Annotated in this window: 22 protein-coding genes; 12 read left to right on the forward strand and 10 right to left on the reverse strand. The window is 68.1% G+C overall.

The window, feature by feature from the left end; genetic code table 11:
• Window positions 1–305: 305 nt before the first annotated feature.
• Entirely contained in the window at window positions 306–878 is a 573-nt protein-coding gene (locus tag ACMZPQ_RS17625; protein WP_197582121.1) for a redoxin domain-containing protein, read from the reverse strand.
• The gene (locus tag ACMZPQ_RS17630) at window positions 875–2,149 is read right to left on the reverse strand and encodes a YihY family inner membrane protein (RefSeq protein WP_197582122.1); all 1,275 of its coding nucleotides are present in this window, start codon (window positions 2,147–2,149) and stop codon (window positions 875–877) included. Before ACMZPQ_RS17630 ends, ACMZPQ_RS17625 begins: the two co-directional genes overlap by 4 nt.
• Before the next feature lie 77 nt (window positions 2,150–2,226).
• Between ACMZPQ_RS17630 and wrbA the strand changes: the two genes are divergently transcribed.
• The 3 genes from wrbA to ACMZPQ_RS17645 all read left to right on the forward strand — a co-directional run bounded on the left by wrbA (window position 2,227) and on the right by ACMZPQ_RS17645 (window position 3,717).
• Entirely contained in the window at window positions 2,227–2,820 is a 594-nt protein-coding gene (wrbA, locus tag ACMZPQ_RS17635) for an NAD(P)H:quinone oxidoreductase (protein ID WP_197582123.1), read from the forward strand.
• Window positions 2,817–3,152 carry a DUF2069 domain-containing protein gene (locus tag ACMZPQ_RS17640; protein WP_197582124.1) on the forward strand — a complete coding sequence of 112 codons (336 nt, stop codon included), beginning with the start codon at window positions 2,817–2,819 and terminating at the stop codon, window positions 3,150–3,152. Before wrbA ends, ACMZPQ_RS17640 begins: the two co-directional genes overlap by 4 nt.
• 79 nt (window positions 3,153–3,231) lie before the next feature.
• A complete protein-coding gene (locus tag ACMZPQ_RS17645) occupies window positions 3,232–3,717 on the forward strand; it encodes an asparaginase domain-containing protein (protein ID WP_040009892.1) in 486 nt (161 codons plus the stop codon).
• 88 nt (window positions 3,718–3,805) lie between these two features.
• Here ACMZPQ_RS17645 and ACMZPQ_RS17650 read toward each other — a convergent pair whose 3' ends face one another.
• From ACMZPQ_RS17650 to sufT, 3 genes are all read right to left on the reverse strand, one after another.
• Window positions 3,806–5,548, reverse strand: a complete 1,743-nt coding sequence (locus tag ACMZPQ_RS17650; RefSeq protein WP_197582125.1) for a S8 family serine peptidase — start codon at window positions 5,546–5,548, stop codon at window positions 3,806–3,808.
• A 449-nt stretch (window positions 5,549–5,997) separates the two neighbouring features.
• Window positions 5,998–7,092, reverse strand: coding sequence for a branched-chain amino acid aminotransferase (locus ACMZPQ_RS17655; protein WP_197582126.1), 1,095 nt, complete (start codon window positions 7,090–7,092; stop codon window positions 5,998–6,000).
• 59 nt (window positions 7,093–7,151) lie between these two features.
• Window positions 7,152–7,703, reverse strand: a complete 552-nt coding sequence (gene sufT, locus ACMZPQ_RS17660; RefSeq protein WP_012479222.1) for a putative Fe-S cluster assembly protein SufT — start codon at window positions 7,701–7,703, stop codon at window positions 7,152–7,154.
• A 122-nt stretch (window positions 7,704–7,825) separates the two neighbouring features.
• Here sufT and ACMZPQ_RS17665 point away from each other — a divergent pair, with 122 nt between their 5' ends.
• The gene (locus ACMZPQ_RS17665) at window positions 7,826–8,245 is read left to right on the forward strand and encodes a hypothetical protein (RefSeq protein ID WP_197582127.1); all 420 of its coding nucleotides are present in this window, start codon (window positions 7,826–7,828) and stop codon (window positions 8,243–8,245) included.
• Between the two features lie 295 nt (window positions 8,246–8,540).
• On the opposite strand, the gene ACMZPQ_RS17670 is transcribed toward ACMZPQ_RS17665, so the two are convergent.
• The gene (locus ACMZPQ_RS17670; protein WP_197582128.1) at window positions 8,541–10,001 is read right to left on the reverse strand and encodes an NAD(P)(+) transhydrogenase (Re/Si-specific) subunit beta; all 1,461 of its coding nucleotides are present in this window, start codon (window positions 9,999–10,001) and stop codon (window positions 8,541–8,543) included.
• The gene (locus tag ACMZPQ_RS17675) at window positions 9,998–10,318 is read right to left on the reverse strand and encodes an NAD(P) transhydrogenase subunit alpha part 2 (protein WP_197582129.1); all 321 of its coding nucleotides are present in this window, start codon (window positions 10,316–10,318) and stop codon (window positions 9,998–10,000) included. Before ACMZPQ_RS17675 ends, ACMZPQ_RS17670 begins: the two co-directional genes overlap by 4 nt.
• Window positions 10,319–10,416: 98 nt before the next feature.
• On the opposite strand from ACMZPQ_RS17675, the gene ACMZPQ_RS17680 reads away from it, so the two are divergent.
• The 3 genes from ACMZPQ_RS17680 to ACMZPQ_RS17690 are packed head-to-tail and all read left to right on the forward strand — an operon-like array spanning window position 10,417 to window position 11,790.
• The gene (locus tag ACMZPQ_RS17680) at window positions 10,417–11,001 is read left to right on the forward strand and encodes an RNA polymerase sigma factor (RefSeq protein ID WP_197582130.1); all 585 of its coding nucleotides are present in this window, start codon (window positions 10,417–10,419) and stop codon (window positions 10,999–11,001) included.
• A complete protein-coding gene (locus ACMZPQ_RS17685) occupies window positions 10,998–11,324 on the forward strand; it encodes a hypothetical protein (protein ID WP_197582131.1) in 327 nt (108 codons plus the stop codon). Before ACMZPQ_RS17680 ends, ACMZPQ_RS17685 begins: the two co-directional genes overlap by 4 nt.
• 4 nt (window positions 11,325–11,328) lie before the next feature.
• Complete coding sequence (locus tag ACMZPQ_RS17690) at window positions 11,329–11,790, forward strand: DUF3106 domain-containing protein (RefSeq protein ID WP_197582132.1); 462 nt, start codon at window positions 11,329–11,331, stop codon at window positions 11,788–11,790.
• A 62-nt stretch (window positions 11,791–11,852) separates the two neighbouring features.
• On the opposite strand, the gene ACMZPQ_RS17695 is transcribed toward ACMZPQ_RS17690, so the two are convergent.
• Together ACMZPQ_RS17695 and pacR are read right to left on the reverse strand one after the other, a co-directional pair.
• A complete protein-coding gene (locus ACMZPQ_RS17695; RefSeq protein ID WP_197582133.1) occupies window positions 11,853–12,932 on the reverse strand; it encodes an NAD(P) transhydrogenase subunit alpha in 1,080 nt (359 codons plus the stop codon).
• Window positions 12,933–12,983: 51 nt separating this feature from the next.
• Window positions 12,984–15,305 carry a PacR family protein gene (pacR, locus tag ACMZPQ_RS17700; protein ID WP_312647083.1) on the reverse strand — a complete coding sequence of 774 codons (2,322 nt, stop codon included), beginning with the start codon at window positions 15,303–15,305 and terminating at the stop codon, window positions 12,984–12,986.
• A 331-nt stretch (window positions 15,306–15,636) separates the two neighbouring features.
• Between pacR and ACMZPQ_RS17705 the strand changes: the two genes are divergently transcribed.
• From ACMZPQ_RS17705 to ACMZPQ_RS17720, 4 genes are read left to right on the forward strand one after another with little or no spacing between them, the layout of a single operon-like run.
• A complete protein-coding gene (locus ACMZPQ_RS17705) occupies window positions 15,637–16,218 on the forward strand; it encodes a nitroreductase family protein (RefSeq protein WP_197582135.1) in 582 nt (193 codons plus the stop codon).
• Window positions 16,215–17,150 (forward strand): 5'-3' exonuclease H3TH domain-containing protein, encoded by a 936-nt coding sequence (locus ACMZPQ_RS17710; RefSeq protein WP_197582136.1) that lies wholly within the window; start codon window positions 16,215–16,217, stop codon window positions 17,148–17,150. Before ACMZPQ_RS17705 ends, ACMZPQ_RS17710 begins: the two co-directional genes overlap by 4 nt.
• Window positions 17,147–17,701: an NUDIX hydrolase gene (locus ACMZPQ_RS17715; protein WP_049457965.1), complete on the forward strand. Its 555-nt coding sequence runs from the start codon at window positions 17,147–17,149 to the stop codon at window positions 17,699–17,701. Before ACMZPQ_RS17710 ends, ACMZPQ_RS17715 begins: the two co-directional genes overlap by 4 nt.
• The gene (locus ACMZPQ_RS17720) at window positions 17,694–18,491 is read left to right on the forward strand and encodes an N-formylglutamate amidohydrolase (RefSeq protein ID WP_197582137.1); all 798 of its coding nucleotides are present in this window, start codon (window positions 17,694–17,696) and stop codon (window positions 18,489–18,491) included. The genes ACMZPQ_RS17715 and ACMZPQ_RS17720 overlap by 8 nt, the downstream gene beginning before the upstream one ends.
• Window positions 18,492–18,618: 127 nt before the next feature.
• Here the strand turns inward: ACMZPQ_RS17720 and ACMZPQ_RS17725 are convergent, their stop codons facing one another.
• Window positions 18,619–20,034, reverse strand: coding sequence for an MFS transporter (locus tag ACMZPQ_RS17725; RefSeq protein WP_414486101.1), 1,416 nt, complete (start codon window positions 20,032–20,034; stop codon window positions 18,619–18,621).
• A gap of 90 nt (window positions 20,035–20,124) precedes the next feature.
• On the opposite strand from ACMZPQ_RS17725, the gene ACMZPQ_RS17730 reads away from it, so the two are divergent.
• Window positions 20,125–21,024 carry a LysR family transcriptional regulator gene (locus ACMZPQ_RS17730; protein ID WP_312647086.1) on the forward strand — a complete coding sequence of 300 codons (900 nt, stop codon included), beginning with the start codon at window positions 20,125–20,127 and terminating at the stop codon, window positions 21,022–21,024.
• The last annotated feature ends 125 nt before the right edge of the window (window positions 21,025–21,149 follow it).

Here is a 21,149-nt window from a genome sequence, read left to right on the forward strand (position 1 = left end):
GGGCGGGTTGGGCAGGAAGCCCAACCCTGGTCTTGCCGTGTGCGCAGGACAGCGCACACGAGCAAGCGGCGACCGAGCTTACATGGGTGAGGGCGCTTTGCTTGCGAAGCACCGCTTCGCACGCGCCCGAACGCACAGCCGCCGGCGGCTGGGCCGGGCCCCGGAGGGGTACTTGCAGCGTCCTCCGCAACCGGACCCACCCTGCCTGCCCACAGGAAACCCGCTTCTGCTGTTGATGTTGCGGTTGCCGGCCAGCGGCCGGCACTACCACGCGTGCAGGGCCGCAGGCCCCGCCGACCCACCCGCTACTTGGCAGCGGCGATCTGCTTTTCGATGTCGGCAGCCGTCACCGGGCCAAGGAAGGTGTGCGCCAGCTTGCCCTGCGGGTCCAGCAGATGCGTCAGCGGCAGGCCGCGCGGCGTGGCGAAATCGGCCGGCGGATCGAACGGGTCGACGATCACGATCGGATAGGTCACCGGATGCTTGGTCAGGAACGCCTTCATTTCCGGCGCTTCGATGTCCTCATAGGCCAGCCCGACCACTTCGATGTTGTTGCGCATGGCATGCAACGCCGACAGCTCCGGCATCTCCTTCCGGCACGGGGCACACCAGGTTGCCCAGAAGTTCACCACCACCCACTTGCCACGGTGCGCGGCCAGGTCGTAGTCGCTGCCATCCACCGCCTTCATCTTCAGCGTCGGGAACTCGGCGGTGGCACGCTCGGCCGGGGTTTCCTCGACCGCTGCCGGCGTGGTCGGGGTCGGCGCCTGTGCCGGCGGCTGGCTGCTGGCCGGGGTCGGTTCCTGCGCTGGCTTGCAGGCCGCCAGCGCCAGCAGCAGGGCCAGCGGGAGCAGCAGCAACGGGGTCTTGCGGGTCATGGCATGTCTCCGGAATCGGTATAGATATCGCTGACCTTGCGCTTGAGGCGTTCGCGCAGGGGCAGTCGCAGGTCGTCCAGCGCCGCCAATGCGGCGCGGCCCAGGCTGTCATCGCGGTACGGCAGATGCTGCTCGGCCACCGGGATGCGCAGTTGGGTGCATTCGTACAGATCGGCCAGGCTGACCTGGTCGAGATCGCGCGACAGCAGCCATTCGCCGCGCTCATCACGGCGCAGCAGGCCGATCTCCTGCAGGTTGCAGGCCAGGTCATGCAACAGGGAGTCGGTCAGCATCGGCTCCAGCCGCAGGATTTCATCATCGGCCAGGCCCCTGCCCTTCAGGCGTGCATGGTGGAAGCGGCCCAGCAGGCGCAGCAGGCCGTAGAACTCGTAGCCCTGCGGCAGGCGCAGTTCCACCGGCTGGTAGCGGAAGGCGGCCATCGACGAGGACAACGACGCGCCCAGCAGCACGGCCACCCAGCACAGGTAGATCCACAGCAGCAGGATCGGCACGAAAGCCACCGTGCCATACAGCTTCTGGTAGGACTGGAAGCTGCCCAGGTAGGCGCCGATGCCCCACTTCACCAGTTCCAGGATCACCGCGGCCAGGATCGCGCCGGGCACCGCGTGCCGCCATTTCACGGTGTGGTGCGGTACCACCCGGAACATCAGCGTGATGCACACGAACTCAATCAGGATCGGCGCCAGCCGTAGTGCCAGTTCGGCCAGCCAGCGGCCCTCCTGGGTACCGAACAGCGGCATCGCGAATACCCGCGCCGATACCGCCAGTGAGGCGGCCGCCAGCATCGCGCCCAGCGTCAGCACGGTCCAGTAGACCAGGAAGCGGGTCAGCTTGGGCCGGGTCGAGCCGACCCGCCAGATCTGGTTGAAGGTTTCTTCAACGCTGTTGAGGGTGATCAGCAGCGACACCACCAGCGCGATGAAACCGGCGGCGGTGAGCTGGCCGGCGCTGGCCGAGAACTGCCGCAGGTAGCCTTCGGCCGCGCGCGCGGCATTGGGCACGAAGTTGGAGAAGACGTAATCGCTGAGCTGGTCGCTCCAGCGGTCGAAGACGGGGAAGGCCGAGAGCACACCGAATACCACGATCGCCAAAGGCACCAGCGCGAACACGGTGGTGTAGGCCAGCGCCGCCGCTGCCTGGAACAGACGGTCGTCGAGGAAGCGGTGCCACAGGAAGCGGCCGAAACTGATGGCCCGTGCGCGATCCCGCGCGCGCTCCATCCACAGGTTGAGCGTATCCAAAGGTTCCATCGGTGGAAGGGTACCCGATGCGGAATGCTGGCAGGATAGCCATACTGGTGGCCACACGACGAGGAGAAGCGGGCACGATGGGCGAGATTCTGGTGCTGTACTACAGCCGGGGCGGTTCGGTGGCACGGCTGGCGCGCCAGATCGCGCGGGGCATCGGCGAGGTGCCGGGGATGAGCGCGCGCCTGCGCACGGTGCCACCGGTGGCCGCAGTGACCCAGACCGCGCAGCCGCCGGTGCCCGACGATGGCGCCCCCTATGTGAACGTGCAGGACCTGGTCGAGTGCCAGGGCCTGCTGCTCGGCAGCCCGACCCGCTTCGGCAACATGGCTGCGCCGGTGAAGCACTTCCTCGATGGCCTGGGCGCCGAATGGGTCAACGGCACGCTGTCGGGCAAACCGGCCGGGGTATTCACCTCGACCGCCTCGATGCATGGTGGCCAGGAATCGACCCTGCTGTCGATGCAGGTCCCGTTGCTGCACCACGGCTGTGTGATCGTCGGCATCCCGTTCACCGAACCGGCGCTGAGCCACACCACCAGTGGCGGCACGCCCTACGGTGCAAGCCATGTGGCCGGTGCTGCCGACGACCCGCAACCGACCGACGACGAGGCCGTGCTGGCCCGTGCGTTGGGCCGCCGGGTGGCCGACATCGCGCAGCGGTTGGCCCGATGAACCGGCCGCCGCGCACGGTCCTGCTGTTGGCCCTGATGGGGCTGGCTGCGCTGTTCGCGGGCTGGTTCATCAATGACAAGCACTGGCTGGCCACCCAGCTGGTGTTCACCGCGCCGCCGCTGGCGCTGGCCTTTGCGCTGCGCCTGGGCTGGCGCAAGGCCGGCTTCTGGGCCTCTGTGCTGGCGCTGGGCTGGTTCAGCCACGGCGTGATGAGCGCCTGGAGCCACCCGGAAACGCGCTGGCTGGCGCTGATCGAGATCGCACTGGCCCTGCTGGTGATCTTCAGCGCCAGCCTGCCGGGGCTGCGTGCCCGTTTCAGCAAGCGACGCTGACGCTGCGCCCGCCGGGCCGTATCATCTGCTGTCCCGGCCCCGCGCCGCTGTACCTGTCCTGGTTTCGCGCATGCACATGATGGAAGAGCTCCTGGTCGTCACCACCGGTGGCACGATCGACAAGATCTACTTCGACGACAAGTCGGACTACCAGATCGGCGATCCGCAGATCGGCATGATCCTGCGCGAGCTGGGGGTGACGTTCCGCTTCAATGTGATTCCGATCCTGCGCAAGGATTCGCTGCACATCAACGATGAAGACCGCGAACTGATCCGCGCCACCATTGCCGCGCAGCCGACCCGGCACGTGCTGGTGACCCACGGTACCGATTCGATGGTGCAGACCGGCAAGGTGCTGGCGACGATCCCGGACAAGACCATCGTGATGACCGGCGCGCTGAGCCCGGCGCGTTTCCGTGGTTCGGATGCGGAGTTCAACATCGGCTGTGCGATCGGTGCGGTGCAGTCGCTGCCGACCGGCGTGTACATCGCGATGAACGGCCGCATCTTCGATCCGCAGCACGTGCGCAAGAACGTCGCCGCCAATCGTTTCGAGTCGGTTTGAGGAACGGCGTGCCGACCAAGGTCGGCACCTACCCAATGAAAAACGCCCCGGCCGGAGCCGGGGCGTGCCCATGGAGAGGGACTTGGGCTCAGTACTGCGCGTTCAGGGTCAGGCCCGAGAAGGTGCTGTACGCCTTCACCCGCACATACCAGGTGCCGGCGGCCGGGCTGTTGATGGTGCAGGTTTCGCTGTTGCCGCTCAGGTACGGACGGCAGGTGTAGGTGGTGTCGGTCGGGGCACTGCCCTGGCGCACGTACAGGTCTGCATCTCCGCTGCCGCCACTGATCGCCACGCGCAGCTGGGTGCTGCCGGCCGGAACCGCGACGGTGTAGTTCAGCTCGGCACCAGTCGCAGCGCCCAGGCCGGTCACCGGCACGTTGTTCTGCAGCACGTTGCCACCCGGGTTCGGGTTGCCGCCGCCATTGATCGCGGCAGCCACCGCGGCGTTGGCGTCGATGATGCCGGCGCCGCAACCACCCGAGCAGGCGCCCGGCAGCGGACGTGCCGTGCTCTTGATGATGCTTTCGACCTGCGCCGGGCTCAGCGGGCTCGGGGCGACCGACTGCATCAGTGCAACCACACCGGCCACATGCGGCGCCGCCATCGAGGTGCCGTTGTAGGACGCGTAGGTCGGGCTGGCCGGCACGGTAGTGCCGGTGTTGAGGGTGGACAGGATGCTCTGGCCTGGGCCGGAAATGTCGATGCCAGCACCATAGTTGGAGAAGCTGGCACGCGCACCGGCCGAGGTGGTGGCGGCCACCGCGATCACGTTCGCGCAGTTGGCCGGCACCGAGGTCGACACGTTGGCGTTGCTGTTGCCTGCAGCAACCACCACGGTGGTGCCACGGCCGACGGCGCCGTTGATCGCATTCTGGTAGGTAGCCGAGCAGGTGCCACCGCCACCGAGCGAGAGGTTGATGACTTCGGCCGGATTGGCATTGGCCGGCACCCCGCTGACGGTGCCACCAGAGGCCCACACGATCGCGTCGGCGATGTCGGAGGTATAGCCGCCGCACTTGCCGAGTACGCGCACCGGCACGACCTTGGCGTTGAATGCGGTGCCTGCCACGCCATTGGCGTTGTTGGTCACCGCCGCCACCGTGCCGGCAACGTGGGTGCCGTGCCAGCTGGAGTTGGAGGCCGGAATGCCCGAGCCACACTCGTTGGCGCCATACCAGTCGCCTTCATCGTTCGGGTTGTTGTCGCGGCCGCCGCCATCGCGCGCCATCGCGGCGTCGCTGATGAAGTCGTAGCCCGGCAGGATGTTGGCGTTGAGGTCGGGATGGTTGGTGATGCCGGTGTCGATCACCGCCACCACCACGCCGGTGCCGGTGGACTTGTCCCAGGCCGGCTGGATGTTGATGCCGGCGCTGGAGGTGCCAAAGCCCCACTGCTCGCTGAAGCGGGTGTCGTTCGGGGTCAGCGTGGCGCGCATGATCTGGTCGACTTCGACGTATTCCACGTTCGGGTCGGCGGCCAGCTTGCGCATCAGCAATTCGGATTCGGCCTGGTCGAGCGGACGGTCGGTCTTGACCAGGGTCGGGCCGACGGCCAGCTTGCGGACCTCCTGCAGGCCCAGCGCGCGGCCCTGGCTGCTGGACAGGCCGGCGGCGGCCGTCTTCAGCGACGAGGCCAGCGCGGTGGTGTTGGCCACGGCGGCGCTGCCGTCGCGGTACTTCACGATGAAGCGCTGGTGCGTCGGCGCGGACTGCAGGCCGCTGAGCTGGACGTCACCGGCCAGCGCAGGCGTGGCCAGCAGCAGCGATGACAGAACGGACGCACCAAGGACCACCCACACTCGACGCACACGCGGTTGCGTTACCTGGGACATCGTATTTCCCTTTCTTGTGGTGTGAATGCCGGAATCGGCAGAAGCACCGGCCCGAACCCATGGGCTGGCTTGCGTTGGCGAGGTTCGCAGTCCGGTGAGTCAGCGGATCCCCCTAACGATCCGCCGTGCAGATGACGCTAATGGCCCAAACCGGACACCACAAGATTTTCAGCGTCTTTTCAGCAAGATGAAATGTTCGTTCTGAGACTTTCCGGGTCGAGGGTTTGTGAAGGTGAAGGAACTTTCTCACGCCCTGCACGCACCTGACTGGGCCATCACATGTCCTGCAATGACTTTGCCGACATCGGCGTCCGCCGATCCGGGGTCAGATCCCTTTTCCAGAGGAAAGGGATCCGACCCGGCCCAAAACGCAGAAAGCCCGTCACGCGGACGGGCTTTCCGGGAACAAACGTCGAGCACGGCTCGACGCTGCAGGTCGGTGCAGGCGATCAGCCCAGCTTGACCAGCCAGTTGTGACGGTCCGGCAGGCGGCCGTACTGGATGTCGGTCAGTTCCTTGCGCAGCGACATGGTCACTTCGCCGGCCGGCGCATTGATGTCGCCGACCGAGAAACCTTCACCCTTCAGCTGGCCGATCGGGGTCACCACCGCCGCCGTGCCGCAGGCAAAGACTTCGCTGATCGCCCCGGAGGCAACGCCGTCCTTCCACTCGTCGATGCTGACCTTGCGCTCTTCAACCTTCATGCCACGGTCGCGGGCCAGCTGCAGGATGCTCTCGCGGGTGATGCCCTCGAGGATGCTGCCGGACAGTTCCGGAGTGACCAGGGTGCCGTCCTTGTAGACCAGGAAGACATTCATGCCGCCCAGTTCTTCCAGGTACTTGCCCTCGACCGGGTCGAGGAACAGCACCTGCGAGCAGCCCTGGGCCTGCGCCTTCTGCTGCGGCAGCAGCGAGGCGGCGTAGTTGCCACCGCACTTGGCGGCACCGGTGCCGCCTTTGGCTGCACGCGCGTACTCGGTCGACAGCCAGATCGACACCGGGGCCACGCCCTTGGCGAAGTACGGGCCGGCCGGGCTGGCGATGACGTAGTAGCCGGCCTTGTGCGCGCCGCGCACGCCGAGGAAGGCTTCGTCGCCGATCATGAACGGACGGAAGTACAGGCTGGACTCGTCAGCCGACGGCACCCAGGCGCTGTCCAGCGCGATCAGCTGCTTCAGCGATTCGACGAAGATCTCCACCGGCAGTTCCGGCAGCGCCAGGCGCTGCGCCGAACGCTGCAGGCGGCGGCCGTTGGCATCCGGGCGGAAGGTCCAGATCGAACCGTCGGCGTGGCGGTAGGCCTTGATGCCTTCGAAGATTTCCTGGCCGTAGTGCAGCACGGCCGCAGCCGGGTCCAGCTGCAGCGGACCGTACGCGCGCACGTTGGCGTTGTGCCAGCCGGCGTCCTTGTCCCAGCGCACTTCCACCATGTGATCGGTGAAGTGCAGGCCGAAGCCCGGCTTCTCCAGGATCTGGGCGCGCTCTTCAGCGCTGCGCGGGTGGTCCGAACGGGTGACGGCGAAGCTGGGAATGGACTGGGACACCGGAGGATTCCTGTTCTGGTTGCGGGTAGTGCCGGGCCCGCGTCACTGCGGGCCCTGGGTCAAAGCATGCCGGTCTCGAGACGGGCCGCCTCGGACATCATGTGCTGGTTCCACGGCGGGTCGAAGACCAGGTCGACATCGGCTTCGGCCACCGTCGGGATCATTTCGAGCTTGCTGCGCACGTCGTCGACCAGGATGTCGCCCATGCCGCAGCCCGGTGCGGTCAGGGTCATCTTCACGTCGATCTCGCGCTGGCCTTCGTCCAGGTGCTTGATCTCGACCTCGTAGACCAGGCCCAGTTCGACGATGTTCACCGGAATTTCCGGGTCGAAGCAGGTGCGAAGCTGCTGCCACACCAGCTGTTCCACCTGTTCATCGGTGGCGTCGGCGGGCAGCTCCAGCGGCGCCGGCGCCTCCTTGCCGATGGCATCCCCATCCTTGCCGGCGATGCGGAACAGGTTGCCCTCGACGAACACCGAGTAACTGCCGCCCAACGCCTGGGTGATGTACCCATAGCTGCCGGCGGGCAGGGTCACGGTATCGCCCTGCGGGACCATTACGGCCTCGCAATCGCGTTCGAAGTGGACAGGTTCGCTGCTACGGGAATACATGGGGACCGATATGGGGCCGTGGCTGCAGCCACGCAAGACGGCATTCTAGCCCAGCGGCCCCGACGCCGCCGGTGCAGCGCGGCAATCCACAGTATCCTGTGGGTGATCTTCAGGGAGCTTCGATGTCCTCCAATCCCGCGCGTGCCAGGACCGTGACCTGGCTCTGGCCCATCATGTTGTTGCTGGGCCTGGTTGTTGCTCCCCTTGCCTGGATGGTGCTGGCACTGATGACCGGCCGGCAGGTCGGCTGGATGGCGGTGCTGACCGCCCTGGAACTGGTATTCATGCTGCGCATGGGAACGCTCGGTCCGGGCCGCCTGCGCATTGTGCTGGTCGTGCTCGGCACCCTGCTGGTGGCCGCAGTGGCCAACTGGGCGATCGCCAGCGCCTGGATGGGCGGCTCGATCGGGCTGGGCCTGTGGGACGCCAGCCTGCGCATGGGCCCGCACCTGGCCTGGACCCTGGTCACCCTGGCCAATGGCGCGATGGAATGGCTGTGGTTGGCACTGGGCGTGGCTGTAGGCGCCTGGTTGGCGCGCTGACCCCACCGAGGCCCTTTGTAATGCCGTGGTAGATCCACGCCATGCGTGGATGGCGTGGTAGTGCCGGCCGCTGGCCGGCAGAAGCGTGCGGACCAAGGTCTGGACCTACCAAGTGCAGCCACCATGCGTGGATGGGGGTAGTGCCGGCCGCTGGCCGGGAGAAGCGTGCGGACCAAGGTCCGCACCTACCAAGTGCAGCCACCATGCGTGGATGGGGGTAGTGCCGGCCGTTGGCCGGCAGAAACGTGCGGACCAAGGTCTGCACCTACCGCCCCCGCGGATCCGACCCCGGCCTTCAATGCCCGCCGTCGAGCCCCTTCAACTCGCTCACCAGCGACGCCGCCGCTTCGGCACCATCGCCGTACAGCATGCGCGTGTTGTCGGCGTAGAACAGCGCATTCTCGATGCCGGCAAAGCCAGTGCCCTTGCCACGCTTGATCACCACCACGTTGCGCGCATTGACCACGTCCAGCACCGGCATGCCGTAGATCGGGCTGGCCGGATCGGTACGCGCCACCGGATTGACCACGTCGTTGGCACCGATCACCAGCACCACGTCGGTGTTGGCGAACTCCGGATTGATGTCGTCCATGTCGGCAATCAGGTCATAGGGCACGCCCGCTTCGGCCAGCAGCACGTTCATGTGCCCGGGCATGCGCCCCGCCACCGGGTGGATCGCGAACTTCACCTTGACCCCGCGCTGGCCCAGCCGCTGCGCCAGTTCCCAGATCTTGTGCTGCGCCTGCGCCACCGCCATGCCGTAGCCGGGCACGATCACCACGCGCTCGGCGAAGGCCATCATCGCGGCCACGTCGGCTGCGTCGATCGGCTTCTGCGAACCGCTGATCGCCTGCGCTTCGCCCCCGGCCCCGCCACCGAAATTGGAGAACAGCACATTGCGGATCGGCCGGTTCATCGCCTTGGCCATCAACCGGGTCAGCAGGATGCCGGCCGCGCCGACCATCATGCCCGCGATGATCAGCGCCTCGTTGCCCAGCACGTAGCCTTCGAACGACACCGCCAGTCCGGTGAACGCGTTGTACAGCGAGATCACCACCGGCATGTCGGCGCCGCCGATCGGCAGCGTCATCAGCACGCCCAGCGCCAGTGCCAGCACGAAGAAGGCGACGATCGCCCAGGTGCTGAGCGTGCTGGCGGCGATGATCGCCAGCACCACCACCGCCAGCGCCACCAAAAGATTCAGCGCCTGCTGCCCAGGCCAGGTCACCCGCTTGTCGAGGCGGCCATCCAGCTTGGCCCAGGCGATTACCGAGCCGGACAGCGACACCGCGCCGATCGCTGCACCGACCACCGCCAGCAGCAGCACCGTGCCCGACGGCTGGCGCGCGGCCAGGTCGGCAAGCGCCTGTTCGCTCCAGTGCGTGGTGTCTCGGTGGGCGAGGAAGGCATAGCGCAGCAGCTCCACTGCACCGATCGCTGCCGCCGAGCCGCCCCCCATGCCGTTGTACAGCGCCACCATCTGCGGCATGTCGGTGATGGCGACCTTGCCGGCCGACCACCAGGCCAGGCCCGCGCCGAGCAGCAGCGCCACCAGGATCAACGGCACGTTGTGCAGTTCGGGCAGGAAGAAGGTCGCCACCGTGGCCAGCAGCATGCCCAGCCCGGCCCAGCGGATGCCGCTGCGGGCAGTCAGCGGCGAGGCCATGCGCTGCAGGCCCAGCAGGAACAGGGTGGCAGCCACCAGGTAGCTGGCCTTGACCAGCCAATCGAGCAGTTCAACCGTGCTGATGTTCAAGACTGCGGCTCCTTCGGCGGGTCCTTGCCGCCTTTGGGTGCACTGGGCTTGAACATTTCCAGCATGCGCGCGGTGACCACGTAGCCACCGGCGGCATTGCCGGCGCCAAGCACCACGGCGAGGAAGCCCAGCGCTTTTTCCAGGGGTGTCTGCGCATGCCCCAGCACCACCATCGCGCCGATCAGCACGATGCCGTGGATGAAATTGGAACCCGACATCAGCGGGGTATGCAGGATGACCGGCACCCGCGAAATGATCACATGGCCGGCGATGGCCGCCAGCATGAAGATGTACAGCGCCACGAACCCGTCACTCACTGGCAACGCTCCCGCTCTGTCTTCGTCGGCCCATCATAACCACGGGCTGAACCTGGCGCGTACCCCGCGTCAACCGAAGCCGCGCTCACGCGTTGTCGATGGTGACCCCGAGCGAGGAACCGTACCCTGTGCTGGTGAGCAGCCCCGTCCCCCCGAGCGCCGAGACCGATGCCCTGCCGGCGTCGCTGGAAGCGTTCCTGGCCAGCGTCGGCCCGCGTGCATTCCGCTTCGCCGAGGCCGGCCTGCGCCAGCGCGAAGACGCCATGGACGCGGTGCAGGACGCGCTGATGCGCATGCTGGACTATGCCGACAAGCCGGCCACCGAATGGGCGCCGCTGTTCTGGAGCATCCTGCGCCGACGCGTGATCGACGTGCAGCGCCGACGCCGCTTCCGCCTGCCGTTCTGGCGCGACAACCAGGACGCTGACGGTGGCGAGATCGACTGGGCCGACCCCGGCCCGGACCCGGCGCAGGCGCATGAACAGCGCCAGCAGTACCAGCACCTGGTGCAGGCACTGCGTACCCTGCCCACACGCCAGCGCGAGGCCTTCACCCTGCGCGTGCTGCAGGACCTGGACGGGGCGACCACCGCCCGTGCCATGGGCTGCAGCGAGGGCGCCGTAAAAACCCATCTGGCACGCGCCCGGCAGGCGCTGCAGGACTACCTGGAGACCCACCCGTGAACCGCTCCCTGCCTTCCGATGACATGCTGCGCAGCCTGCACGCGCAGTCGCTGCAGGCACTGTCGCCGGCTACGCTGGTACAGTTGCGCCAGGCCCGGCACCGCGCAGGTGCGGCCGAGCGCGGCCGTTTGCGCTGGTGGCTGGCCAGCGCCTGTTCGCTGGTGGTGGCGCTGGGCATCGGCCTGCAGTTCACCGGCCACAGCCCCCTGTCGGGCCCGGCGCCGGCGCCCGTGCTGGCCTCGGTGGAAGACAACAGCGCGCTGTACGACGAGAATCCTGATCTGTACCTGTGGCTGGGCGACACCGACCTGGCGATGGAGTGAAACCATGTCCCGATTGAACCTCCTGCCGCTGTTGCTGACGCTGTCGCTGCTGCCGGCCGTCCCCGCGCTGGCGCAGAGCCCTGCACCCGCTGCGGCCCCGCGTCCTGCTCCGGCCACACCGCTGCCGGCGTGGGAACAGCTGAGTGACGCCCAGCGCGAATCACTGCTGGCGCCGCTGCGCGACCGCTGGAACGGCGCCGATGCCGGCCAGCGCCAGCGCATGCTCTCGCACGGCCAGCGCTGGCAGTCGATGAGCCCGGAAGAACGCGACAAGGCCCGCCGTGGCCTGCGCCGCTTCGAGCACATGAGCCCGGAACAACGCGAGCAGGCACGTGCCCTGTTCGGGCAGATGCGCGACATGCCGCCCGCGCAGCGCGAAGCCCTGCGCGAGCGCTGGTCGCAGATGACGCCGGAACAGCGCAAGGACTGGGTGCGCGACAATCCACCGCCGGCGAAGCCGCGGTAACGGCCCGGAGAATGGGGTCAGATCCCTTTGCCTTTGGGCAAAGGGATCTGACCCCACGTCATTCACGACTGCCAGCGCGTCTTCGCCAGCAGCTCGTCTTCCCAGTCGAATGCCAGTTGGCCCTCGCGCACGAACAGCGCAACGAAGTTGAGCAGGTTGCGCGCGTACATCTCGCTGGCCTGGGTCGCACCACGGCTGGCCAGGCCCAGCGGGCCATCGATGGTCACGCCCTGGTGTTCGATGCACTGCCCCGGTTGGGTCAGTGCGCAATTGCCGCCGCTCTCTGCGGCCAGATCGACGATCACGCTGCCGGTGGCCATGCCCTCCACCATCGCGGCGGTGACGATGGTCGGTGCCGGGCGCCCCGGTACCGCGGCGGTGCAGATCACCACGTCAACGCTGCGCAGGTGGTCGGCCAGGCGACGCTGCTGTTCGGCACGCTCCTCGTCGGTGAGCGCACGCGCATAGCCGCCCTCGCCAGCCGCGCTCACCCCCAGGTCGAGGAAGCGCGCACCTAACGACTGGATCTGCTCGCGGGTTTCCGGGCGCACGTCGAAGCCCTCCACCTGTGCGCCGAGCCGGCGCGCGGTGGCGATGGCCTGCAACCCGCCCACGCCAGCGCCGATCACCAGCACCTTGGCCGGACGCACGGTACCGGCGGCGGTGGTCAGCATCGGGAAGAAGCGCGGGGCGCGTTCGGCGGCGATCAGCGCGGCCTTGTAGCCGGCCATGCCGGCCTGCGAACTGAGCACGTCCATCGCCTGCGCACGCGTCGTGCGCGGCAGCTGCTGCAGCGGGAACAGGTGCAGGCGATCGTCGGCAGCCAGTGCCGCCAGTGCCGGATCGGTGGCCGGGGTCAGCAATCCGACCACGTTGGCACCAGGCTTCAGCTGCTCCAGCACCGCGGCTGGCGGCGCCTGCACGCACAACACGATGTCGATCTCGGCCCAGCGGCCAGCATCGAACGCACGGGCACCGGCATCGTCATAGGCGGCATCGGTGAAACCCGCCGCCAAGCCGGCGCCGGGTTCGTACCAGACCGTGATGCCCAAGGCGCCGAGCTTGCGCGCCGTTTCCGGCGTCAGCGCCACGCGCCGTTCGTCCGGTGCGGTCTCCTTGATCCCCAGCAACGCCACGGCCATGCAGGTCCCCGCTGATCGGTGAGTTTTCCCGATCCTAGCAGGCGGCCCCACTCAGTGCAGCGTGGCGCTGCCCGGGTCGAGCCGATCGATCACGCCCTGCATGGCGCTGTCGAACGCACCGTCATCCACATGGGCGCGCAACCGGCCCAGCCGCACCATCACCGCCAGTTCCTCCGGCGAGGCCACGCAGAAGCGTACGCCACGGCGGTTGACGAACAACAGGCGCGAGGAGATCGGGCTGACCCAGGACAGCTTGCCGGCCTGCACCTTGCCGTCCTTGTCGACGAAGTCCAGCCAGTTGCCGATTTCCATGCGGCGGAAGCGATCGGCGTCGGCGTTGTCGAAGTCATCGGTGTCGATCTGCCCGCTCAGCTCCACCGCCGGCGATTCAGCGACGGGGGGTGCCGGCAGCGCAACCTGCGGCAGCTCCGGCAACGCGCGCTGCAGTTCCGGCCGCGATTCGGCGATGCCCTGCAGCGTGTCATGCAGTGCATCGACTGCCCCGGTTGCCGCGTCTCCATGCACACCCACGCTGGCGAACACCTTGGCCAGCACCGGCTGCCAGGCCTGCAGCCACGGCTTGCCGACGATCTGACGGCGGGCCTCGGCCACTTCTTCCAGCAGACCATCGGCCAGGCTCAGGGCCTCGGCCACCGATGCGCCCTCCTCGCCCTCGCGCAGCAGCGCCAGGGTAAGGTGGTGCTGCCAGGGCTGGCGCAGGAACTCGGCGATGGCCGGCGGCAGGGTGGCGTCGCCGATGCGGCGGTCCAGCTCGGCGCCGGCACGGGTACGGGCCATTTCCAGCTTTTCCTGGCCGCGCTGCGTCTCGGCGGCGCGACGCTCGGCGATTTCCACGCGACGGCGATGCTGCACGAGGAACTCGCGGAATTCTTCTTCCAGGGTCAGGAAGATCGCCAGGTTCTCGTTGAACTCGGCCACCAGCCGCTCGACGATCTCCTCGACCTTGGCCATCAGCATGCGCTCGGCCTGGCTCTCACCCGTATTGCCTTCGCAGGCCTCGGCCAGCGAGTTGAGCAGCTTGCGCGCCGGGTGGGTCTTCTGCACGAACATGCGACGATCGAGCATGGCGACCTTGACGAACGGCACCACCAGGCGGCCGATCAGCTCGCGCGAGCGGCCTTCCAGTTCGCGCTCGTCCAGCATCACGTCGAACAGCATGCCGACCAGATCGATCGCATCCTCATCCTGCGGGTCCAGCCGGGTCTGGCCCGGATCGACGCCGAGGCGGGTGGCGCTGGACAGCACCTCGCTCTTCAACCGCTGCGCCAGCGATTCGCCGTCCTCGCCGATCGCCGCGCGCAGGGTCGCACTGGGCGTGGCCTGCAGCAGCGACAGCACCGACATCATCTCGCGCTGGCTGAGCGGACGCTGCTGCCCGATTGCCACCTGCGCGGCAGACGTTGCGTCCTCGCGCACGTGGCGGGTCTGCTGCAGCAGTTCGTGCAGCGCTTCCAGCAACATGCCCTGCTGGCCTGCGTAGGCTTCGCCGACCCCGGTTTCTTCGGCGCCCAGGTGCTGCTGCATATGGCCACGGCGCTCGGACCAGCGCGCGGCGAAGCGCTGCGCCCAGGCTGGCGCGGCCTGTTCGTCATCGCCGAACTCGCCGTCGAAGCCCGCACCCGGGCGCTGCTCCACCAGATCGTCCAGGCCCGACGCCATGCGCGGGTCGGGCGTGGCCGGCAGCGGACGCCGCGGCGCCCCCATCTGCGACATCACCCCGGCCGCAGCCAGTTGTTCATCCAGCTTCTCGTAGATGCGTCCCACCGGCGCGCGCAGGTCGCGCTCGCACAGCTTTATCAGCACCAGATGCACTTCAGGGGCCAGTTCGCAGCCGGCAAAGGCTTCGTGGATGGCCACGCCCAGATGCTCGGGACTGATCGGGTTGTGGTCGGCATCCAGTTCGGCGCCGCCGATCAAGCGGCCCAGGCGACGGTCCAACCGCGCCAGCACCGGCTTGAAGTCGCGCAGCAGCACGGTGGCGAAGTTGCGCACCGCCAGCCGCGATTCCAGTACGTGCTCGGCCAACAGGCTGAGGCCGTCTTCGGCCGGGCCGGACAGCGTGGTTTCGGCCGACATCGGCTCACCGCTGGCCAGCGCCTCCCAGGCCCGCTGCAGGTGGCCGGCAAAGGCGGCGGCGATGTCCTCGCGGCGGCGGCGCAGTTCGCGCATCGCATCCAGGAACAGCAACTGCGACGAGCCGGCGTTGCCGGCGCGGTCGAACAGGGCATCGTCAAAACGCGCCAGTGCCGCCCCGAAGGCCTGGCACAGCGCGGGCAGGACCATGTCCCGGGCAAGCTGGAGCTGGGCCGGGTCACGGCCCGGCGATCCCATCGGTGTGGGCGCGCTCATCATTCGGGAAGGCTCCCCACCTTCTCTGGTACGACAGACAGCGTGAACATCGCGACGGCCGGCACACCCCATGCACCGGTACGTCGATGGTAGGCCGGCCAGCCCGTCGCGGACAGTGAAACAGTCCTCACTTCAAACCTCATGACCGGGGGCCCGGCAAGATGGATATCGTAAGCGGTGCAAGGCCTGCGAGGCGAGGGGAAGCGGTCGTCCGTTTCCCGTCAGTGGCATGACGTTCATCACAGTTTGATATTGAGAGGCCGGACGCGACACAAACGGCGCCCTTGACCACCCTGACTATAATCAAACACCCGTGATGACCGGTTCAGACACCATGCCCGACCCCGCCGCCCTGCTCGCCCTGGATGCCCGCCGCTCCGTGCCTTCGCGGCAACTGGGCGAGCCCGGCCCGGACCCGGCCACCCTGCAGCGGATGCTGGCCTCGGCGGTGCGCGTGCCCGACCACGGCAAGCGCGTGCCCTTCCGCTTCCTGAAGATCGCCGGCGATGCACGTCACACTCTGGGCGACTTCCTGGTCGAACGCACCCGCCAGCGCGACCCGCAGGCCGGCGAGGCGGTGTTCGAGAAGGACCGCCAGCGCTTCAGCCACGCACCGCTGGTGATCGTGGTGGTGGCCAGCCCGCGCCCGGACCCGAAGGTGCCCGAGCAGGAGCAGCTGATGACCGCCGGCTGCGTCTGCTTTGCCCTGCTGCAGGCCGCGCAGGCGCTGGGCTTCGGCGCACAGTGGCTGACGGCGTGGATGGCCTTCGACCCCGCCGTGCACGCCTACCTGGGCCTGGCCGAGGGCGAAGCCATCGCCGGCTTCATCCACATCGGCACCCCCAAGGCGGCCGTGCCCGAACGCGAACGCCCCGACCCGGCAGCCTTGCTGCGCGACTGGACGCCGCCGGCATGACGCTGCCGGCACCGGCACCTTCGCTGTACCTGGTCGACGCCAGCATCTACGTGTTCCGGGCCTGGCACTCGCTGCCGGACCAGTTCCAGGACGCGCAGGGCTGGCCGACCAACGCCGTGCACGGCTTCGCCCGCTTCCTGCTGGACCTACTTGAGCGCGAGCGCCCCCGTCACATCGCCATCGCCTTCGACGAAGCCCTCGACAGCGGCTTCCGGCATCGCCTGTATCCGGCCTACAAGGCCAACCGCGATCCAGCGCCGGAAGCGCTCAAGCGCCAGTTCGTGCACTGCAAGGCGCTGTGCGCGGCGCTGGGCCTGGTGGTGCTGGCCCACCACGACTACGAGGCCGACGACCTGATCGGCAGCGCGCTGCACAGGCACCGTGGCAGCCATCGCGGCGTGATCATTTCCGCCGACAAGGACCTGTCGCAGCTGCTGCTCGACCACGACGAACAATGGGACTACGCGCGCAACCAGCGCTGGGACGTGGCCGGCGTCAAGGCGCGGCACGGTGTGCACGCGCACCAGATCGCCGACTACCTGGCCCTGTGTGGCGACGCGGTGGACAACATTCCCGGTGTCAGCGGCGTCGGCAGCAAATCCGCTGCGGTGCTGCTGGCCCATTTCGGCAGCATGGACGCACTGTACGAGCGCCTGGACGAAGTGCCGTTCCTGCGCCTGCGCGGTGCCGCGCAGATGGCCGTGCGCCTGCGTGAACAGCGCGAGCACGCCCAGCTCTGGCGCCAGCTGACCACCATTGCGCTGGACGCACCGCTGGAAGGCAGCCAGACCGGCCTGCTGCGCCAGGCCGCCGACCCCGAGCTGCTCGGTGGCCTGTGCCAGACCCTGCGCTTCGGCCCGATGACCCGGCGGCGGCTGTTCGATGCCGCCGGCGTGACCGACCCTCTTCCCATCCACAGCGAGCCCGCATGAGCCAGCGCAACACCGAAGCCCCGCGTGTCGTCTATGAAGGCAAGTACCAGCGCATGCTGGTGCGCGGCACCTGGGAATACAGCGAACGCACCCACGCCGGGGGCCTGGCAGCGATCATCATCGCCGTCACCCCCGAGGACAAGGTGCTGTTCGTCGAACAGTTCCGCGTGCCGCTGCAGGCACCGACCATCGAGATGCCGGCCGGCCTGGTCGGCGACATCCATGCCGGCGAGTCGATTGAAGTCTCGGCCGTGCGCGAGCTGGAAGAAGAAACCGGCTGGACCGCCGATCATGCCGAAGTGCTGATGATCGGCCCGACCTCGTCCGGTGCCAGCAGCGAGAAGATCGCCTTCGTTCGCGCCACCGGCCTGCGCCGGATCGGCGAAGGCGGCGGCGATGACAGTGAAGACATCACCGTGCACGAGATTCCGCGCGCGCAGGCTGCGGCCTGGCTGGTGCAGAAGATGGGCGAGGGCTACGAGCTGGACGCCAAGCTGTGGGCGGGCCTGTGGATGATCGAGCACCATCTGGACGGACGCGCGCGTGGCTGACGCCGACCTGCACGCGCTGCCGGCACTGCTCGGCGCCGACGACCCGGCGATCTACACGATCCACCGGGCGCAGGGCGCGTCGCCGTTCCTGCTGCTGGCCGACCACGCCGGCCAGCAGGTGCCGCGTGCCCTCGCCGGCCTGGGCTTGCCGCAGGCCGAACTGGACCGTCACATCGGCTGGGACATCGGCATCGCCGGCACCACCCGCGCACTGGCCGAACGGCTGGATGCCTGGGCCATCGAACAGACCTATTCGCGGCTGCTGATCGACTGCAACCGCCCGCTGGCCTCGCCCACGCTGATTCCGGAAGTGAGCGACCGCACCGTGGTGCCAGCCAATGCCGGGCTGTCGGCAGCGCAGCGGCAGCAACGCATCGATGCAATCCATGCGCCCTATCACGCGCGCATCGACGCCGAACTGGACGCACGCCGCGATGCCGGCTGCCCCACCCTGCTGGTGATGATGCACAGCTTCACCCCGGTGATGAACGGCATGCAGCGTCCGTGGCAGGCCGGCGTGCTGTACCACCAGGACACGCGTTTCGCCCATGCCCTGCTGCAGGCGCTGCGCGACGAAGGCGACCTGGTGGTGGGCGACAACGAACCATATTCGGTCAGCAGCACCAGCGACTACGCAGTGCCGGTGCATGGCGAAGGCCGTGGCCTTGTGCACGTGGAACTGGAAATCCGCCAGGACCTGATTGCCGATGTGGCTGGGCAGCAGGCCTGGGCGGAACGGTTGGCGCGGATTTTCAGCGCGTTGCAGCCGCAGTTGCTCGCCCTGGCATGACCCTATCCACGCATGGCGTGGATCTACCCCGAATCGGTAGTGCCGGCCGCTACCCCGAATCGGTAGTGCCGGCCGCTACCCCGAACCGGTAGTGCCGGCCGCTGGCCGGCAACTTCAGAGTAGGGAATCAATGGGTTTGCCGGCCAGCGGCCGGCACTACCGCTACCGCTGCCGGGCGCAGGCCCAGCGCGATCACCACGCCCAGCGCGGCGAACAGCGCGGCGCCGAACTGTGCATTGACCATGCCCTGCAGGGCATCAGGACTGGTGGCCGCCTGCGTGCCGCGCGCGGCGTTGGCCACCATCACCAGCACCGCCAATCCCAGCGCACCGCCGATCTGCTGGGCGGTGGCCGCCATACCGGACGCAACACCCTGCTGCGGACCCGGCACCCCCTGCCCGGCGACGATCCACATCGCCGTCCAGCTCATGCCCTGGCCGATGCTGAGCACCACGATGCCCGGCAGCAGCGGCCAATAGCTGGCGCCATGCGGCATCGCCAATGCCACCGCGGCAATGCCGATGGCACCTGCTGCGAAGCCGCGGGCCAGCACCTGTCGCGGCGAACGGCGCCGCAGCATGCGTTCGGCGATGCGGATGCCGAACGTGCACACCAGTGTCGGCAGCAGGAACGCCATGCCCGCCTGCAGCGGTCTCCAGCCGTAGCCATCCTGGAAGTACAGCGCCAGGAAGTAATACTGCACGCCATAGCTGCTCATGAAGGCGAAGGTCAGGCCGAGCGCCGCGCGCAGGCCCGGCAGGCGCAGCAGCGCGAACTGCATCAGCGGGTCACGGCTGCGCTTCTCGATCTGCACGAACACCGCCAGCAGTACAACGGAGAGCAGCAGGCAGATCATCGTCGCCGGCGCCGTCCAGCCCCACTCCGGCCCTTGCACCAGCGTGGTGACCAGCAGGCTGCCGCCGGCAGTGACGGTGAGGCAACCGGCCAGGTCGAATGAACGGCCCTGCACCCGTGGGCCATCGGCCGGCAGCCACGCACCGGCCGCGACCGCACACGCGGTGGCCAACGGCACGATCACCGCCAGCACCGCTGGCCAGCCGAACGCCTGGGTCAACACGCCGCCGAGAAGCGTTCCCAACGCCAACCCGACCGCGCTGGCCATGCTCCAGATCGCCAGCGCGCGGTTGCGTACTGGGCCTTCGCTGTACAGCGTGTTGATCAGCGCCAGCGTGGCCGGGAACAACAATGCAGCGCCGATACCCTGCGCCGCACGCGCGACGATCAACAGCGTGGCATTGGGCGCCAGCGCACCCAGCAGCGAGGCCAGCGCGAACAGCAGCATGCCCAGCCGGTAGAAGCGGCGGCGCCCGATCAGGTCGGCGGCGCGCCCGCCCAACAGCAGGCTGCCGCCGAAGGCCACGGTGTAGGCACTGACCACCCACTGCAGCTGCTGCGCGTTGATCTGCAGCGCGCGCCCCATGTCATGCAGGGCGACGAAGATGATGGTGGCGTCCAGGGCAATGATCAGCTGGGCGGTGGCCAGCAGGGTCAGGGCCCAGCGCGGGTACTTGAGAGGGGGCATCGGCGGCGATGGATCGGTGGGGAGCGCAGTCTCATTGATGCGGCGTCATCTATAAACCCCTACCCGACCATATCTGTCATGATTTTCCGCATGAATGGATCCTCGTTGGACCTCAATGCGGTGCGCATGCTGGTGCAGGTGGCCGAGGCGCGCAGCTTCACTGTCGCCGCCGGCCAGCTCGGCCTGAGCCAGTCCGGGCTGTCGCGTGCGATCAGCCGGTTGGAGGCCACGCTGGGGGTGAAGCTGCTGCAGCGGAACACCCGCAACGTGGCACTGACTCCAGATGGCCGCCAGTTCGTTGACCAGGTGGCGCCGCTGCTGTGTGGCTTCGACGATGCCGAGCGGCAGCTGGCCGATCGCCCGTGCACGCCTTCGGGCACGCTGAAGATCAGTGCGCCGTCGATGTTCGGGCGCAAGGTGCTGGTGCCGCTGCTGGGTCCGTTGCTGCAGCAGCACCCGCAGCTGCAGGTGGAGGCGGTGCTCAGTGATCGCCTGGTCGATCTGGTCGAGGAAGGCTTCGATGCCGCCCTGCGCACCGGCACCATCGCCGACCAGCGGATGGTGGCGCGCCCGTTGAAGCCACTGCGCTGGTTGACGGTGGCGAGCCCGGGCTACCTCGCCCGCTGCGGCGAGCCAGTCGATGTGGCCGCGCTGCAGGATCACGCCTGCCTGGCCGTGCGCAACCTGCGCAGCGGGCGGCTGGTGGACTGGCAGTTCCTGCAGGAAGGGCAACTGCGGGAGGTCACGCCGCCGGCGCGAATGGTGTTTGACTGCGGCGACCCGTTGGTCGAGGCGGCAATTGCCGGCATCGGCATCGTGCAGGTGATGGATTTCGCGGTGGCCGATGCCCTGGCTGATGGCCGCCTGCAACGCGTGCTGCAGCCCTTTGAAGGCCGCAGCCGCGCGCTGTCGCTGATCTACCCGCCGTCGCGGCAGCACTCACCGAAACTGCAGGTGCTGGCCGACGCGTTGCTGGCCGGGGAGTGGTAGATCCACGCCATGCGTGGAGGCTCCTGCGCTGCCCCCCCATCCACGCATGGCGTGGATCTACCGGTCAGTGCATCCGGGTCGGGGCCAGCGGCCGGCACTACCGGGCTGTGGTAGATCCACGCCAT

Source organism: Stenotrophomonas maltophilia, from assembly GCF_047497515.2.
Lineage (GTDB): Bacteria > Pseudomonadota > Gammaproteobacteria > Xanthomonadales > Xanthomonadaceae > Stenotrophomonas.

Excerpts from the sequence above, each read along its gene's own strand:
- ACMZPQ_RS17625 (WP_197582121.1), bottom strand. The coding sequence starts at position 878 with ATGACCCGCAAGACCCCGTTGCTGCTGCTCCCGCTGGCCCTGCTGCTG.
- ACMZPQ_RS17630 (WP_197582122.1), bottom strand. The coding sequence starts at position 2,149 with ATGGAACCTTTGGATACGCTCAACCTGTGGATGGAGCGCGCGCGGGAT.
- wrbA (WP_197582123.1), top strand. The coding sequence starts at position 2,227 with ATGGGCGAGATTCTGGTGCTGTACTACAGCCGGGGCGGTTCGGTGGCA.
- ACMZPQ_RS17640 (WP_197582124.1), top strand. The coding sequence starts at position 2,817 with ATGAACCGGCCGCCGCGCACGGTCCTGCTGTTGGCCCTGATGGGGCTG.
- ACMZPQ_RS17645 (WP_040009892.1), top strand. The coding sequence starts at position 3,232 with ATGGAAGAGCTCCTGGTCGTCACCACCGGTGGCACGATCGACAAGATC.
- ACMZPQ_RS17650 (WP_197582125.1), bottom strand. The coding sequence starts at position 5,548 with ATGTCCCAGGTAACGCAACCGCGTGTGCGTCGAGTGTGGGTGGTCCTT.
- sufT (WP_012479222.1), bottom strand. The coding sequence starts at position 7,703 with ATGTATTCCCGTAGCAGCGAACCTGTCCACTTCGAACGCGATTGCGAG.
- ACMZPQ_RS17665 (WP_197582127.1), top strand. The coding sequence starts at position 7,826 with ATGTCCTCCAATCCCGCGCGTGCCAGGACCGTGACCTGGCTCTGGCCC.
- ACMZPQ_RS17680 (WP_197582130.1), top strand. The coding sequence starts at position 10,417 with ATGGTGACCCCGAGCGAGGAACCGTACCCTGTGCTGGTGAGCAGCCCC.
- ACMZPQ_RS17690 (WP_197582132.1), top strand. The coding sequence starts at position 11,329 with ATGTCCCGATTGAACCTCCTGCCGCTGTTGCTGACGCTGTCGCTGCTG.
- ACMZPQ_RS17695 (WP_197582133.1), bottom strand. The coding sequence starts at position 12,932 with ATGGCCGTGGCGTTGCTGGGGATCAAGGAGACCGCACCGGACGAACGG.
- pacR (WP_312647083.1), bottom strand. The coding sequence starts at position 15,305 with ATGATGAGCGCGCCCACACCGATGGGATCGCCGGGCCGTGACCCGGCC.
- ACMZPQ_RS17705 (WP_197582135.1), top strand. The coding sequence starts at position 15,637 with ATGCCCGACCCCGCCGCCCTGCTCGCCCTGGATGCCCGCCGCTCCGTG.
- ACMZPQ_RS17710 (WP_197582136.1), top strand. The coding sequence starts at position 16,215 with ATGACGCTGCCGGCACCGGCACCTTCGCTGTACCTGGTCGACGCCAGC.
- ACMZPQ_RS17715 (WP_049457965.1), top strand. The coding sequence starts at position 17,147 with ATGAGCCAGCGCAACACCGAAGCCCCGCGTGTCGTCTATGAAGGCAAG.
- ACMZPQ_RS17725 (WP_414486101.1), bottom strand. The coding sequence starts at position 20,034 with ATGCCCCCTCTCAAGTACCCGCGCTGGGCCCTGACCCTGCTGGCCACC.
- ACMZPQ_RS17730 (WP_312647086.1), top strand. The coding sequence starts at position 20,125 with ATGAATGGATCCTCGTTGGACCTCAATGCGGTGCGCATGCTGGTGCAG.